Origin of the sequence: Micromonospora trifolii (assembly GCF_050516465.1) — a bacterium.
In the GTDB taxonomy this organism is placed as follows: Bacteria; Actinomycetota; Actinomycetes; order Mycobacteriales; family Micromonosporaceae; genus Micromonospora; species Micromonospora trifolii.
The window spans coordinates 6,671,238-6,686,334 of the sequence record NZ_CP191526.1 but is presented as its reverse complement, the minus strand read 5'-3'; the positions used below and the strand labels follow the sequence as shown (position 1 = coordinate 6,686,334).

Here is a 15,097-nt window from a genome sequence, read left to right as displayed (position 1 = left end):
CGTCAGCCGTTGGCGTTCCAGAAGCCGACGAGGGTCGCGGTCCACCAGGCGACCTGCGAGATCGTGGCGGCGGCGACACCGGGCAGCAGGGCGGACCAGGGTGGGCGGCCCTGCACGGCCACGAGTCGATCCCGGACCCGGCCGAGGAACAGCCCGTTGATGCCGACCACCAGCACCGCGAGCAACTTGACCCAGACCAGCCCGGACGACGTGTCCGGCCCGAGGGCGGCCCCACTGGCGAGCAGACCCACCAGACCCAGCCAGATGAGCAGGTGCGCGCCGCGGGCGGCGGTCAGCACGGTGCCGAGCGGTTCCCGGCGCAGCAGCCAGCGGAGGCTGAACCAGTCCACCGTCAGCACCGCGCCGAAGCCCACCACGAGGCAGGTCAGGTGGCCGAAGAGGGCGACCATCCGCGCACCCGGAGAGAGGGTGACGTGCGGCGCGACGAGGATCGCGAGCAGCCACCCGAGACTGACCGTCAGAACCGAGGCGACGATGGTGGCCCGACCGGCGGCGCGTCGGTGGCCACCGCGCCAACCTGCCGCCGGCACCGGGGCGACCGCGTCGGGCGGTGTCGCGCTCCGGGTCCGGTGCGTCGGGCGTCGCACCGGGCGGACGGCGTCCGTCGTGACGGCACGGTGGGCGGGGCGGGACGCCCGGGACGAGGGGTGGACGTCGGCGTGCAGGTCAGACGTCCGCATCGGCCGGTCCCCTGGGCCGCATGCTCAGCCGCCCGGTACGGCGGTGGGCGCGCCGGGCTGGTTGTCCAGCGTGTTCAGCTCGGCGGCCCGCGCCTGCTGGATCCGGCCGGCGAGCGCCTTCAGCTCCGGGCTTCCCCCGGCGGTCTGCTCGCCCCGGCACAGCACCACGGTCTGCGCGAGGTGCGCCCGGATCAGGGCAGCCGCCCGCGACGACACCTCCGCGTCGGACGCGGCACGTAGCTCGGCGAGGCGGGCATCGGTGACCATGCCGGGCATCTGATGCCCCTCGTGGATGTTCAGCTCCGGCACGTTGCCTGCGCCCAACAGCCCACGTAGGTCCCGCAACTCTGCCTGATGGGCCTTCCGGACCTCGCCGAGGAGGGCCCGTAGCGACGGATCCGCCGGGCGGGTGTCGAGCTGGTCGATCAGCGCGAGCGCGCCCTCGTTCATCGGGATCAGCAGTTGGATGAAGGCGTCGTCGGTGCCGTTGAGCACCACCGGCGCGGTCGGCACCACAGCGGCCGGCGACGCTGTTACCGACGACGCTGCCGGTTCCTGGTTGGTGCGGCCCCACCCCTGGGTGAGCCCGACGGCCAATGCCGTGGCGACCAGGGTCGCGACAACGCCGACCAGCCGCCCGGCCCGTACGCGAAGCCCTCGGCGCACCATGATCTGCTCGTCCATTCGTTCGCCAGTGCTCAGCGGGCGGCTTGGAACGCGCGGCCGACCACTGTCGCCTCGGTCCCGTCGCTGAACAACCCGGACCGATCCTTGTCCGTGGCGGGTAGCCCGAACCAGGCGTAGCGCTGCAGGTAGGGGAGTTGGCCGAGCATGGCGGTGGCTGCCGTGAGGAAGGCCGCCTGCTGCTGCTGACTGGGAAATTGCGAACCGCCCCCGGCGAAGCGGATCAGCGCGAACTCGGTCAGCCAGATCGGCTTCCGGTACCGCTGGTAGACGGCCTGGAGGTACTGCCGGAGTTGGGCCACCGCGGTGGCGGTCGTGAAGTCGGCGCCGAACCAGTGCAGCGTGATGAAGTCCACCCGGTGGCCGCGGGCCTGGGCGCCGGTCATGAACCTGTCCAGCCAACCCTGCGGGTCAGGCCCACCCCAGGCGACCGCCGGGCTGCCCAGTTTGCTGCCCGTCGCCATCAGCTGCGGCCACAGGTCCAACGCCTGCTCGACGGTCATGTTCGCCTGCTCGGGCAGGTCCGGCTCGTTGAAGGTGAGCAGGTACGGCCCGGCGGCCTTGGCCCGAGCCAGCTCCGCGGCGGTGACGTTCTCCGCGCTGCGGATCATCGGCACGAACGTCGCACCGCGCGGCGTGCTGATCCCCGGGTGCTGGGTGCCCCAGGTGTAGTACCAGCTGGCCTTGGAGTTCGCCAACGCCTGGCTCGCCCCGGCGAAGTTCCACACCCCGACGCCCTTGCGGGCGGAGCTGACCGCCGGAACCACCGGAGCTTTCGACGAGGGCCGCGCGCTCGGCGAGGGCGCGACGCTCGGGGTGGCGATGACGGTGGGCGCAGCAGACGGCGGCGCCGCCCACGAGGGTGCGGACGGATCGTCCGGCAGGATCACCACCGCCATGGTGATGGCCAGGACGGCGGCGGCCACACCAGCGGCGAGGGACGGCACGAGGCCACGGGGCCGGTTCACCGCGAGGTCGACGACGCTCGGGCCGCCGCCCGCATCGGTGGGCACCGCGCCGGGTGGGGTCGGCCCGGCGGCGGGTCCGGCCGTCGGGCTCGGCGGCGCGACGGCCTGCGCGGCGGCGGCCGGGGCGGCCGCGCTCGGCAGGTGGGCGCCGAGACCCGCCGGCAGCGGCAGCAGCGGCATACCGGCGAGCAGCCGATCGATCGGCAGGAGGGTGGTTCCCAGCCGTCCGCAGAACGCGCAGTCGCGGACGTGTCGAGCCAGTCGCTTGCGCCACAGCGAGCTGGGCGTGCCGTCCCACTCGGCGGTCACGGCGCCCAGGTCCGGGCAGCCAGGGCGGGCGCGGAGCGCGCGTACGACGCCGCGGGCGCTCTGGATCTGCTCCTTCATCCGGTGGATCCGCACCGCGACGTGCCCGGGTGACAACCCGAGCGCGTCGGCGACCTCGTTCCGGGTGATCTCGCCGGTCTCCTCCAGCCACCACAGCGAAAGCAGTTCCTGGTCGTCCGGGTCGAGCCAGCGGGTCGCCTCGGCGACCTCGCGTCGTTGGTCGGTGAGGCCGAGCCGGAGGATGGTCATTCCCGCGAAGTCGGAGGCGGGGTCGGGCACGTTGTGGATCGCGTCCAGCCCGGCGTCGCGGTTGAGCGCGACGCGGCGGCGCGTCTCCCAGTCACGCACCTGACGGATGGTGATCGCCACCAGCCAGGACCGGTACGCCGCCGGGTCGTTGAGCGCGGGCAGGTACCGGATCACCCGTACCAACGTCTCCTGGACCACGTCGTCGACGTCGGCGTGACCGCGCAGCGCACGCCCGACGATGTTGTACACCAGCGGGAGCGAGGCCGCGACGACGTCATCGAGAGCGCGCTGGTCGCCCTGCCGGGCCGCGACGACCAACCCGACATCGGGCAGTGCTCGACCGGCTGACGACATGGGTCTCACTCCTCGGGTGCTCATCCGCGCGGCGCCCACGCTGGGTGTGCTGACCGCCCTCAAGATCGGAGACTCGCGGCAGCGGGTGGGATTACAGAATTCCCGGGCGCCCGGTTCGCCACAAGCGAGACGGGTCCGTCGGCGGCGCATAAGGGGCGGCTACGCCGGGTATGGTGCGGGGTGTCGGTGTCGCCGGGCGCTCGCCCGTGCACAGGACACCAGCATTCGGGCGCCAACGTGTGCGCCGAAGCGTCACCAGGTCGCACGGCCGACGTTGCCGAGGCCCCAGACGCACCCCTTTCGTAGAGACAGGATCCCTGCATGACATCGAACGACAACGGCCGACCCGCCCTGTTCCTCGCCACGTCGCACGGCGACGGGCTGGACGGACCGGCGGTGACCTTCGACAGCAGCGAGGAGGCCATGCGGCGACTGCGCCACCCGTTCGCGGTGAAGCCGGCCCAGTCGGCCCCGGCCGCTGTCGACGCCTCGGATGAGCGCGGCTGATCTCAACGCGCTGCCCCTACCCCGAATGCTTGGTCTCATACTTTCGGCTAGAAAATAGTCAGTCTTTCGGGTAGTGTCCGGGTCATCAAGTGAACGACATGACGCGGTGGCGAGGCCCGTGTTCGTGGCCTTGCGACAGCGCACCTTCGCCCGTACGTGCGCCCCGGCGGTAGCCGGTTCGGAGACCCTTCCGGTCGACTCGATCGACGGGCCTGCGGGAAGGACCACCCAGATGGCCACCATCGTCGACAACGCCACCAGCGCCGGCATCGATCCGCGGAGCAGCGAGCAGAGCCCGGACGACCTCCTCGCCGCCCTGGCGGCGACCCCGGCAGACGATCCCCGCCGTCCGGCAGTGCGGGACCGCGCAATCGAGGCGTGGCTGCCGCTCGCCCGGCACCTGGCCCGCCGCTACGGCGGACGCGGCGCACCCGATGACGACCTGGCCCAGACCGCCTTCGTCGGGCTCATCAAGGCCGTGGACAACTTCGACCACGACCGAGGCGTCGACTTCAGCGGGTACGCCATTCCCACCATCGTCGGCGAGATCAAGCGCTACTTCCGGGACCGCACCTGGGCGGTGCGCGTACCCCGCCGCCTCCAGGAGCTGCGCCTGTCGATCAGCGCGGCGAACAGCGCCCTGACTCAGAACCTCGGCCGCTCGCCGACCGTCGCCGACGTCGCGTCCTACCTCGACGTGACCGAGGAGACCGTCCTGGAGGGGCTGGAGGGTGCACGCGCCTACCGGGCCACCTCGCTGTCCACCCCGACCGGGGCTGACGGCAGCCGCGAGCTCGGGGACACCCTCGGCGACGACGACCGCGCGTTCGATCTCGTCGAGATCCGCGTCGCCCTCGGCCCGGCCCTCGCCACGCTGCCGGCCCGCGAACGCGAGATCCTGAGCCTGCGCTTCCACGGCAACCTGACCCAGGCCCAGATCGCCGACCGGATCGGCGTCTCACAGATGCACGTGTCCCGGCTGATCACCCGCTCCCTGGCCGCGCTGCGTCACCAGCTCAATCCCGACATCGCAGCCTCAGCCTGATCAGAGTTGGATGACGTGGCCCACCCGTGGCGGCGTACGACCAGCGAGAACGTCGAGCCAGGCGTGTTGCAGCGCCGCCGGCCCGGCACCCACCCGAACGTCCAGCCACCCGCTCACCACGGCGGCGAAGCGTTGCCATGCCTCGGTGAACCGCTGGTCGAGGCCGTCGCGGCCCCAGTCGTGGCTGCGCTTGCGCATCTGCACCGGCGCGAAGAACACCTCCTCGGCGGCTTCGGCGTTCGGCGTCTGGTTGGTGAGCCCGACCGCGATGTCCCGGACGAGCCGGTCGCCGAGGCGCCGACGCAGGGCGGCACGGGTCGGGGGCGCGCCGGACAGGTCGAGGTAGACCGTCGGGACCACGTCGAGGGCGTCGATGTCGTCGTACGACACGACCTCGTCGTAGCAGCCGAGCGACCGGGTGAACGCCAGGTTGCCGGGTGAGGTGAGACCGACCAGGCGCGGCCCGCGCCGGTGCAGCTCGAACGCGGCGGCGTACGCGGTCTTGCTCGACGCCGACGACACCAGCAGCGCCTCGGCGCCGTAGAAGTCGTTGTCGACGACCTGGTCGGCCAGCATGAACGAGGTGAAGAACAGCGGCCGGAACAGGATCAGCAGATCCTCCTGGTCGCGCTGGTACGCCGGGTCGCCGGTGGTCGACCGGTACGCGTTGTACGGCGACGGCAGCTCGGCCCGGTGCGGGCTCGCCTCGCGGAACCCGGACGCGTCCACCCGGTCCGGCCGCACCACGAGGTGACCGGCGGGCGGGAGATAGCCGTAGAACCGTTGCCCCACCTCGACCCCCGCCGCCGCCGAGGCGACCACGTCGGCGAAGCCCCAGAGCGGCGGCAGGCCCCACTGCGGCCCGAGGCCCTGGGCCGCCGGCGGAAAGAACTGCCAGTAGCGCATCGAGTCGCCGAGCACCGCGTAGGTCACGTTGTTGGCGGTGAGGCCGACGCGGTCCACGCGCAGCAGCGCCTCGCCGTCGGCCAGGGCGGGAGTGGAGCCATCGACGAGCGTGGTCTGCCCGAGGTCGTCACGCGCCACGGCGAAGGTCCATGAGTCAGCCATGAGGTGACGCTAGACAGCCCCGCAATCGGAGACAAGTGCACTGCGAGTGCAAAATCCCACTGCGCGCGGTCAGGGTCGGAGCGCGGCGAGGTCGCGCAGGTGCGCGAGCGGCAGGTGCGGCGGCCGCCACTCCACGAACAGGGCGGTCGCGTCATCCTCAAGCTGGTCGTCCTGGTAGCCGACGACCGCGCGGACCAGGCGACGCATCGTCTCCGGGCTGGGCAACCCGTCGTTCAAAGCGCGGTTGACGAAGTCGACGAGCCGGTCCAGCCCGAACTGCTCCCCCTCCGCGCTGCGGGCGTCGGTGATGCCGTCGGTGTAGGCGAGGATGCGGTCACCCGGGTGCAGGTCCTCGACGTGTACCCGCGGTCGGCGGGGAGTCAGGTGACCCAGGCCGAGGGGCAACGCGGTCGGCCCAGGGAGCTCTCGGATGGCCTTGCCGTCGCGCAGCAACATGGCACCTGGGTGACCCGCGTTGATCATGCTGAGCCGGCCGGTCTGACGGTCCAACTCGATGAGCAACCCGGTCGCGAAGAAGTTCGGGTGCTCGGACCGCACCCACCGGTCGATGCTGATCGCCGTGTCGACCAGGTCGAGGCCACACCGACGGGCGTTGCGGTACGCGCTGACCACCAGTGAGGCCAGGGTGCTCGCCTTGATGCCGTGCCCACAGGTGTCGAAGAGCCCGACGCTGAGCACGTCGTCGTTCAACGCGTAGTCGAAGATGTCGCCGCCGACGTCGTAGCACGGTTCGAGGATGGCGGTGACCACCAGGTCGTCGGTGGCGAAGGTCAGCGGTGGGAGCAGACCCCACACGATCTCGGCCGCGACCTGCATCGGCATCCGCCGCCGCATCCGCTCGACCACGTCACCGTAGAGCCGGCGGTTGACCAGGATCTGGGCGACGTTGACCGCCACCTCCCAGGCCGAACCGTCCATCGTCTCATCGGCGGCGACCGGGGAGACGATCTCCAGTACGCCCATCCGCTCGCACCCGAGCAGCAGGGGCACCCAGACCCGGTCCGGGTTGTCGGGCGCGCGCTGGATGTCGAGGGTGGTGAAGGCCCGGCCGGCGAGCGTCGTCTCGATCGGCAACTGGTCCCGGTCGAGACCCGCGCCGAGCAGCGGCACGAGGAGGGTCTGCGTGTAGTCGGCCAGATAGATCACGATCTCGCTGGCGTCGATGGCGGGCGCCGCACGGGCGACCAGTTGCGACACCTCGTCCGGGCCACCCCGGGGCGCGTTGAGCTGCAACCACCGCACCACCTCGCCGACGTCGGCCATGCTCCACCTCCCCCTGTCCTCCCGATCGCAGGAGCACGTAGTGCGAGCGGTGAGGCTACCGCGCCCCGCCGCGTTCCTCGCCTGCCGATCGTCCACGCCTGACCGGTCGCCCACCTTTCGCCCCACCGACCTCATCCATCTCGCTGGTTTTGCAACTTTTGCGAATTAGGTGTGCAAAAGTCCGGTTGAGAACCTCTGTGGCTCGTGCGGCCTCCAGCCGCCGCACAACTGGCGTCTGGTGAGATGCCTTCGCGAAAGGGCACGTCGTGACAACCAAACTATTCAGCCAACCGAGACGGGTGGCCCTGTCCGCACTGGCGGCAATCGCCGCCAGTGGTACAGCCGTCGCCGTCCTTCTCGTCAGCGGCACCGGCGCGAGCGCCGCCGAAGCACCGGTGGGACTCGGGACGGCGGCGAACTTCTCCGTACTCGCCGGCTCCACGGTCACCAACACCGGTCCAAGCTTCCTCGCCCAGAGCCTCGGCGTCAGCCCTGGCAACACCGCGCCCGGCTTCCCGCCGGGCATCGTCGGCGGCGAGACCCACCTCGGCGACGCCGTCGCCCTGCAGGCCAAGAACGACCTGACCACCGCCTACAACGACGCGGCCGGCCGGACCCCGTTCACCAACCTGCCGGCCGAGCTGGGCGGCACCACGCTGCTCCCTGGCGTCTATCGGATCGGTGCCGCGCAGCTGACCGGAACCCTGACGCTCGACAGTCAGGGTGACCCGGCGGCGGTGTTCATCTTCCAGATCGCCTCGACACTCATCACCGCGCCCAACAGCAGCGTCGTGTTCATCAACGGGTCCTCGCCCTGCAATGTCTACTGGCAGGTGGGCAGCTCGGCCACGCTCGACACGGGCACCCGGTTCATGGGCAACATCCTGGCCCAGACCTCGATCACCATGAACACCGGCGCCACCCTCCAGGGCCGCGCCCTGGCACAGACCGGCGCTGTCACCCTGGACACCAACACCATCAACGCCCCCGTCTGCCTCCAGCCGACGGGGACGCCCACCCAGACCCCGACCGGCCAGCCCACAGGTACGCCCACGGGCACGCCGACCAGCACCCCGACCGGCCAGCCCACAGGTACGCCGACCGGGCAGCCCACGGTCACGCCGACCGGGCAGCCCACGGCACGGCCCACCCGCAGCGAGTTGCCCGTGACCGGCAGCAGCGGCGATGCCGCCCTGCTTCCCGTCCTGACCGGAATCGGCAGCGTCGCCGTCGCCACCGGCGCGGCTCTGCTGCTCCTCTATCGACGCCGCAGGTCTGAGTCCTGACCGATGCGCCCCGGCGGCCGGTGACCAACCGGCCGCCGGGGCAGCACCACCGCGCTCATTCGTTCCGGCTGCCCGATTCTGGGGCCTCGACCATCGCGCTGAGGAGCGCGGACAGCGGCACGGTGGCGAATCCCACTCGCGCGTCACTCGCCCCGTACGGCACCCACAGCTCACCGTCGTGCACCAGCGCACCGCAGGAGTAGACGACGTTCGGCACGTACCCGTCCCGGTCGTCCTCGTCGGGTGCGAGGAGCGCACCAGGCAGGTGGGCGACGACCCGCTCCGGTGTGTGCAGGTCGAGCAGGAGCGCACCGATCGCGTACCGACGCATCGGCCCGACGCCGTGGGTGAGCACGAGCCAGCCGGCGTCGGTCTCGATCGGTGATCCGCAGTTTCCGACCTGGATCAACTCCCAACTCTCGCCCGGTGCGTGCAACGGGGTCGGGGCCTGCCAGCGGCTCTCGCCGTTCAGGGCGGTCAGGCCGATGGTCTCGCCGTCGGCACGGCAGAGTGCCAGGTGCCGGCCGCCGACGGTACGCGGGAACAGCGCGAGCCCCTTGTTGCGGGCGCCCGGTCCGCGCATCGGGGTCATCTCGAACCGGCGCAGGTCGTCGCTGGCCAGCGCGCGGGTGGCGATCTTCCGGCCGTCGTAGGCGGTGTAGGTGGCCCGGTACACCGGTCCGGATTCATCGACGAAGCGGACGAACCGGGCGTCCTCCATGCCGTTGCTCTCCGCCGGGATCGCTGGCCACAACACCCGTTGGTGCAGGACCGTGTCCGCGGGGAAGCCCGTGGCGTAACTGCCGGCGTTGGTACGACGCAGTTGTTCGACGGTCCCCAACCCGGTGCTACGGGAGAGCAGATCGGGTGGCAGGTTGCCGAGCACCCGCTCGAAGGCGGCCTCGTCGTACCACTCGGGCAACGCGTCCAGCACCGTGGCCGCGACCTCGTTGTCGCAGCCCTCCTCGGCCAGGCCGGCAACGAGCAGGTCCCGACGGTGCCGTACACCCATCCGCTGCCCGACGGCCAACGGCCCGGCCCGGTCGGCGATCGTGAGCTGTTCCCCGGGTCCGACGATCGCGGTGGCGAATCCGATCGAGGACACGTGGCCCTCCCCGACCTGGCGCAGGCTGATGGCGACGCGCAGCTGCCCCGGGCCGAGACCGCTCTGGTCCGGGTGGACCACCATCGACGGGTTGCACAGGGCGGCGGCCTCGACGGCGTACTCGTGGCTGAAGTAGGCGCCGACCAGCAGCCGACTGTTCGGTGAGAGGTCCCGGGCCCGCGCGGCGCGATGCCGGACCAGCTCGTAGTGGTGGTGGAAGGTGCCGGCCAGGTCGCGGTGCCGGGCACCGAACCGGTCGAGGGTGTCCCGCAGCAGTCGTGCGGTCTCCTCGTCGTCGAGGTGCGCGACCCGGTCGATCAGTGCCTGCGCACGGGTCCGTACCACCGCGGCGTCCTCACCCGGAACGAAGAGCTTGACGATGACGCGGCGTGGATCCGGGGTAAGAGTGACGTCCTGCCGGACGGCCAGACTCCGGGTCACGACCACCGCCGGCCGTGCTGAAGCGTGGAGATGAGCGCGAGGGTGGACTCGGCGCCCTGGTTGAGGTTGGGCCCGTGCGGGGTCAGCCCGTCGTAGCCACCGCCGGTCGTCGGATCCCACATCGGCGTGCCGAGGTCGTTGTCGCCGAGGAACCACCCGACCGCCTGCCGCACCCCGTTGTCCCACTCCGGGTCACCGGTGACCGTGGCCGCCGTGGCGCAGGCATCGGCCAGGGCGGCGACCTCGATCGGCTGCTGGTCGTGGTGCAGCCGTACGGCGCCGCGCCGCCAACCCCCGGCGGGTACGACCGACAGCCGCCCATCGCGGAGCTGAACATCACGCAGCCAGGTCAACATGCGCAGGCCATCGTCGAGAGGTGGGCCACCTTCGCGAAGCTGACTCGCGGCGATGACCACTTCGGCGAGGGCGGCATTGGCGTACGTCAGCTCCTGCCGTGGCCACGGCCACCCCGCATCGGAGGCCGGCGGGCCGATCGTGCTGGCCGCGTCCGCCAGCAGGGACGCGGCGGCGACGTGGCCCGGGTGACGGCGAAGCACCTCGGCCGCGCCCAGACCGGCGAAGGCCATCGTGTGCGGGGCCTTGGCCCGCCGGGTGGCGCCGCGACTGAAGGCGACCAGCGCCTCCTCGCGTACCCATGGGGCGGGGCTGCGGGCGACGGCAGTGCCCAGGCCCCACAGAGCTCGACCCCACCAGTCGCCGAGCCCCGGCCCGTCGACCCAGCGCCGGTCGTACCCGAGCCGGTTGTGGAACGCTCCGCCGGCGTCCTGCGCGTGGGTCAGGAACGCCAGGTAACCCTCCGCCAGCCGGAGCAGTTCCTCGCTCGGCTCCGGCTCGCGACTGACGACCAGCAGGCCACGAGCCACGTCGTCGGTGCAGTAACCATGCTCACGCCGGACGATGGCATGCCGTGCGTGCTCGAACAGACCGGTGTCATCGCTCAGCCGAGCCAGATGCGCGAAGCTCGGGGCGGGTGCCGTCACCCAGCGCCCACGCGTCGACGTCCGGGGGTGTCCGGTGGTCGCCGTCACGCCGGCACCGCGCTGACGGCGGGTGAGCGGGCGTCGACGAGCTCGTCGGCGAGGGCGCCGTAGCGGGCCGCCACCGCAGGCCAACGCAGGTGCGCGGCCAGCGGGCGGACCCGTCCGGCCAAACGGGCGGCCAGGCCCGGTTCGATCAGGACCCGCCGGATCGCCTTGGCCAGTGCCGCCGGGTTCTGGTGGGGTACGACCAGACCGGGCCCACCGGTCAGCAGCTCGACGGCGTGCGGGAACGCCGTCGCCACGACGGGCACTCCGGCGGCCACCGCTTCGATGAGTACCCCGGAGGTGACCTGTTCGCGGGAGTCGTAGGGCAGGACGACCACGTCGGCGGAGCGGATCAACCGGCCCAGCGCCTCCTGGTCGTGGTAGACGTCCTGGTAGTCGACGGCGTGCGCGACGCCCAGCTGGGCACCGAGCTGGTGCAGCCCCGCCCGGTACGCCTCACCGTGGTGCTCGATCACTTTCGGGTGGGTCCGCCCCGCCACCGTGTAGGTCGGAGTCGGTTCCAGATCCTGCAACCGCGCAAGGGCCCGCAACGACCACTCGATGCCCTTGCCCGGCCCGAGCAGCCCCCAGGTCAGCAGGTGCGGTCGGGTACGCCGGTCGGCGGGTACACCGGCAAGCTCGGCCGCGCCGTGCGGGATCACCGTCACCTTGCCCGCAGGCACGGCGTACCCGACGAGCAGCCGGTCGCGAGCCGTGTCGGTCATCGTGACGACCGCCCCGGCGGTCGCCACGATCTGCTCCAACAGGGACTTCTGCCGGGCCGAGGGCTGGCTGAGCACGGTGTGCAGAACCACGATGCTCGGCACGCTGAGCCGCCGCAGCAACGGCAGGACCTCCTCGCCGTCGGTGCCGGGGTAGATGCCGTACTCGTGCTGGACGATCGCCACGTCGTACGCGTTCAAGGCGGCCGCCGCCTCCCGCCAGCCGGCCGGGTCACGCGCCGACCAGGTGTGCACCACCCCGGGTACGGGCCGCTGGTCGTCGCCGTGATCGGTGACCCGGACGATGCCGCTGCGGGTGCCGTCCGCGGTCAACTGGGCGGCGAGGGCCGCGTTGAAGGTGGCCAGTCCGCACCGGGTCGGTGGGTGGGTGCTGAGGAATCCGTAGCTGGGCATGAACGTCGGGCCTTCCGGTTGTCGGCCACCGCAGTAGTACGGGTGAGCCTCACGCGGGGACGGCGCACGCCGGTCAGCGTGTGTGACCGGCGGAACGGAGAGCGGTGCAGCTCAGTCAGTTGTGGACGAGCTTGTCGTAGACGGCGAGATAGTCGGTGACCATCCGGTCCGCGCTGAAGCGCTTGAGAGCCCGCGCCCGACACTCCACCCGGTCGAGGCCGGCGACCCGGGTGATCGCTTCGACGGCCTGGTCGACGGTGGAGACGAGGAGACCCGTCACCCCTTCGTCGACGACCTCGGCCATCGACCCTCGCTTGTAGGCGACGACCGGGGTGCCACAGACCATCGATTCCACGACCGACAGCCCGAACGGCTCGTCGAAGGCGATCGGGTGCAGCAGTGCGGTGCTGTCACCCAGCACCTCGGCACGCCGCCGCGGACCCACCGAACCGAGGAAGACGACCTGGTCGCCGTCGATGTGCGGGGCAACCTCTTCGGCGAAGTACCGCTCGTCCTGCACGATCCCGCAGATGGTCAGGGGCCGGCCGGCTCGGCGGGCGATCTCGATCGCGGTGTGGGTGCCCTTGTCCGGGTGGATCCGGCCGAAGGCGGCCAGCCCGGGACCAGCCTCACTGGTGAACGGCAGTCCGCCGACATCGACGCCGTGGTAGACCGTGGCCACGTAGTCGAGCTCCGGCGCCCGGTCGGCGTCGGAGATGGACACGTACGACGAGCGGGCTCGGCCATAGGCGGGCAGGATCCCCGCGCCGGAGAAACCGTGCACTGTGGTCAGCAGCGGCGCGCGGCAGTGTTCCGCGAACGCCAGGGGCAACCAGTCCAGGTGACTGTGTACCAGGTCGAACTGCGCCGAGCGGGCCATCGCGTGGGAGACGTGCATCGCCTCCCACACCCGACCGTCCAGGTCCGGGTCGTCCGCGTACCCCCGTGGGCAGACTCCGTCGAGCTGGGCGGACGTGACGGAGTCCAGTGTCGCGAAGAGCGTCACGTCGACCCCGCGGCTGACCAGCCCCTCGGCGAGCAGGCCGGTCACCTGCTCCCACGGGCCGTAGTGATGTGGGGGCGTACGCCAGGCGACCGGTCCGAGCAGCGCAACCCTCAAGGGGAGGACGCGTCGACGAGATCAGCTGGGTTGAGGTTCAGGGTGGCGAGCAGCCCGGTGTGCTTGGCCGGGTCCACCCACTCGGGCAGTTCGCGCTCGACCCAGGCGGCCCGGGCCACCTGACCCCGGTCGCGAAGTGCGGTGACGATCCTGTCTCTGGCGATTCTCATCTGGCGCTCCCCTGGTTAAGGTGTTCAAAACGATCATTCGCACGGACAGTGCTGCGCACGTGCGGTTGGATACCGGACCACCAACCGTTCCGACCGCGATGACGGGCGAACCCGACGGCCGGGACGTGGTCGGCGATCGGCCAGCACGACCAGCGAGTCGCGGCGACGGGGATGACGTTCGGTAACACCCCTGATGGGCTGATGGCGACGGCGTCTGGCGGCCACCGGGGTCCCGGGCGACTTGTTCACCGTACGCCCTCGTGACGTGCGGCTGCACACGCACGGGCAGCCGGGCCGGTCGGAAGGTGCTGCCCAGCGGCCTGGATCCGGCACCTCGACGAGGCCGGCATACCGGCTTTGCCCGAGTTACCACCGAAATCTCACTAGCATTGAGGGCCGGAGCACGTAGGCGGGCACCTGATGACGACCGACCAAGCGGTGGGGCTGACCCGCGAGGATGAGGGGCCCCAGCGGGCGACCCTGTTGGAATTGTTCCTCGATCTGGTGTTCGTCGCCGCGCTCGCTCTGACTTCACAAACCCTGGCGCAGCGCCTCGACTGGGTCGGGGCCTTCGAGGCCGCGGTGCTGCTGATGGCCATCTGGTGGGTCTGGGCAGCCAACGCGCTGGCAACCGAACTCCACCGCCCCGGCCGGCGTCTGATCTTCGCCATCACGGTCTGGGTCATGTTCGGGACGATCCTGATGGCGGGTTCGCTGCCCGGAGCCTTCGCCGAGCACGGCCTCGTCTTCGCGGGCGCGTACGTGGCGATTCAGGTGGGGCGTGGCACCTTCCTCGTCGCCGCGCTGGGCGCCCACCTGGAGCAGCAACGCTCAGGTCGGCTCATGTTCTGGTTCGCTGTGTCCGCCGTGCCGTGGCTAGCTGGCGCTCTGGTGAGTGGTTCGGCGCGGGGCCTGCTGTGGACCGCCGCGCTCGCCATCGACTACGGAGCCGCCTGGCTCCGTCACCCGACGCCGGTAATCGGCCGTCTACCCACACCTGACTACGCGGTGGCGGCCGACCACCTGGCCGAGCGCTACCAGCAGATCTTCACGCTCGCCCTCGGCGATCTCATCCTCGTCATCACTCTGACCTACGCCGCCCACGACCTGACCATCGACCGGACGGCGGCACTCCTGGTCGGGTTCGCAACGGCCGTGCTGCTGTGGCAGATCTACGTCCACCGCGCCGGGGCCCTGCTGAAAGCCGCCATCGAAACCTCCCGGGACCCAGGCAGGTTCGTGCGGTCCGCGCCCAACACTCACCTACTCATGGTGGCCGGCATCGTGGCCGCCTCCGCGGGCTTCGAAGCCGTCATCGCCCACCCCGCCGAGGAGGCGTCGCCGTGGTTGGTCGGCGTCCTTCTCGGCGGGCCCGCGTTGTTCCTGCTTGGACGCGCTCGGTTCGAGTACGAGGTGTTCAGCCGCGTGTCGCCGTCTCGACTGCTCGCGCTGCTCGCGTTGGCGGTCGCGGGACCCGTCCTGATGCTCACCCCCGCGCTGGTGGCCGGCTTCGCCGCAACCCTGGTGCTCGCCGGGGTTGCCGTCACCGACAGCATCCGGGCCCAAGGGCGCGCGCCCGAACCACCAATGCCCTCGACGTAGTCGA

General features: G+C 71.2%; 14 protein-coding genes. 4 read left to right on the top strand and 10 right to left on the bottom strand.

Going from position 1 to position 15,097, the window contains the following annotated elements; translation table 11 throughout:
• Positions 1 to 2: 2 nt before the first annotated feature.
• From ACQRWP_RS31170 to ACQRWP_RS31160, 3 genes are read right to left on the bottom strand one after another with little or no spacing between them, the layout of a single operon-like run.
• Positions 3 to 701 carry a hypothetical protein gene (locus tag ACQRWP_RS31170; RefSeq protein WP_430499783.1) on the bottom strand — a complete coding sequence of 233 codons (699 nt, stop codon included), beginning with the start codon at positions 699 to 701 and terminating at the stop codon, positions 3 to 5.
• A gap of 24 nt (positions 702 to 725) precedes the next feature.
• Positions 726 to 1,385 carry a DUF305 domain-containing protein gene (locus ACQRWP_RS31165; protein ID WP_430499782.1) on the bottom strand — a complete coding sequence of 220 codons (660 nt, stop codon included), beginning with the start codon at positions 1,383 to 1,385 and terminating at the stop codon, positions 726 to 728.
• A gap of 14 nt (positions 1,386 to 1,399) precedes the next feature.
• Positions 1,400 to 3,283 carry a sigma-70 family RNA polymerase sigma factor gene (locus tag ACQRWP_RS31160; RefSeq protein WP_430499781.1) on the bottom strand — a complete coding sequence of 628 codons (1,884 nt, stop codon included), beginning with the start codon at positions 3,281 to 3,283 and terminating at the stop codon, positions 1,400 to 1,402.
• A gap of 321 nt (positions 3,284 to 3,604) precedes the next feature.
• Here ACQRWP_RS31160 and ACQRWP_RS31155 point away from each other — a divergent pair, with 321 nt between their 5' ends.
• Positions 3,605 to 3,790, top strand: coding sequence for a hypothetical protein (locus ACQRWP_RS31155; protein ID WP_430499780.1), 186 nt, complete (start codon positions 3,605 to 3,607; stop codon positions 3,788 to 3,790).
• 232 nt (positions 3,791 to 4,022) lie between these two features.
• Positions 4,023 to 4,835 (top strand): SigB/SigF/SigG family RNA polymerase sigma factor, encoded by an 813-nt coding sequence (locus tag ACQRWP_RS31150; RefSeq protein WP_430499779.1) that lies wholly within the window; start codon positions 4,023 to 4,025, stop codon positions 4,833 to 4,835.
• Here ACQRWP_RS31150 and ACQRWP_RS31145 read toward each other — a convergent pair whose 3' ends face one another.
• Together ACQRWP_RS31145 and ACQRWP_RS31140 are read right to left on the bottom strand one after the other, a co-directional pair.
• Positions 4,836 to 5,903 (bottom strand): DUF2855 family protein, encoded by a 1,068-nt coding sequence (locus ACQRWP_RS31145; RefSeq protein WP_430499778.1) that lies wholly within the window; start codon positions 5,901 to 5,903, stop codon positions 4,836 to 4,838.
• A gap of 69 nt (positions 5,904 to 5,972) precedes the next feature.
• The gene (locus ACQRWP_RS31140) at positions 5,973 to 7,187 is read right to left on the bottom strand and encodes a PP2C family protein-serine/threonine phosphatase (RefSeq protein WP_430499777.1); all 1,215 of its coding nucleotides are present in this window, start codon (positions 7,185 to 7,187) and stop codon (positions 5,973 to 5,975) included.
• A gap of 266 nt (positions 7,188 to 7,453) precedes the next feature.
• On the opposite strand from ACQRWP_RS31140, the gene ACQRWP_RS31135 reads away from it, so the two are divergent.
• Positions 7,454 to 8,473, top strand: coding sequence for an ice-binding family protein (locus ACQRWP_RS31135; protein WP_430499776.1), 1,020 nt, complete (start codon positions 7,454 to 7,456; stop codon positions 8,471 to 8,473).
• Between the two features lie 55 nt (positions 8,474 to 8,528).
• Here ACQRWP_RS31135 and ACQRWP_RS31130 read toward each other — a convergent pair whose 3' ends face one another.
• From ACQRWP_RS31130 to ACQRWP_RS31110, 5 genes are all read right to left on the bottom strand, one after another.
• Positions 8,529 to 10,019 carry a glycoside hydrolase family 130 protein gene (locus ACQRWP_RS31130; protein WP_430499775.1) on the bottom strand — a complete coding sequence of 497 codons (1,491 nt, stop codon included), beginning with the start codon at positions 10,017 to 10,019 and terminating at the stop codon, positions 8,529 to 8,531.
• A complete protein-coding gene (locus tag ACQRWP_RS31125; protein ID WP_430499774.1) occupies positions 10,016 to 11,068 on the bottom strand; it encodes a glycosyltransferase in 1,053 nt (350 codons plus the stop codon). Before ACQRWP_RS31125 ends, ACQRWP_RS31130 begins: the two co-directional genes overlap by 4 nt.
• Entirely contained in the window at positions 11,065 to 12,201 is a 1,137-nt protein-coding gene (locus ACQRWP_RS31120; RefSeq protein WP_430499773.1) for a glycosyltransferase, read from the bottom strand. The genes ACQRWP_RS31125 and ACQRWP_RS31120 overlap by 4 nt, the downstream gene beginning before the upstream one ends.
• A gap of 115 nt (positions 12,202 to 12,316) precedes the next feature.
• Positions 12,317 to 13,321 (bottom strand): glycosyltransferase family 4 protein, encoded by a 1,005-nt coding sequence (locus ACQRWP_RS31115; protein WP_430499772.1) that lies wholly within the window; start codon positions 13,319 to 13,321, stop codon positions 12,317 to 12,319.
• Positions 13,318 to 13,491, bottom strand: a complete 174-nt coding sequence (locus ACQRWP_RS31110) for a hypothetical protein (RefSeq protein ID WP_430499771.1) — start codon at positions 13,489 to 13,491, stop codon at positions 13,318 to 13,320. Before ACQRWP_RS31110 ends, ACQRWP_RS31115 begins: the two co-directional genes overlap by 4 nt.
• A gap of 420 nt (positions 13,492 to 13,911) precedes the next feature.
• Between ACQRWP_RS31110 and ACQRWP_RS31105 the strand changes: the two genes are divergently transcribed.
• A complete protein-coding gene (locus tag ACQRWP_RS31105; RefSeq protein WP_430499770.1) occupies positions 13,912 to 15,093 on the top strand; it encodes a low temperature requirement protein A in 1,182 nt (393 codons plus the stop codon).
• Positions 15,094 to 15,097: the final 4 nt, after the last annotated feature.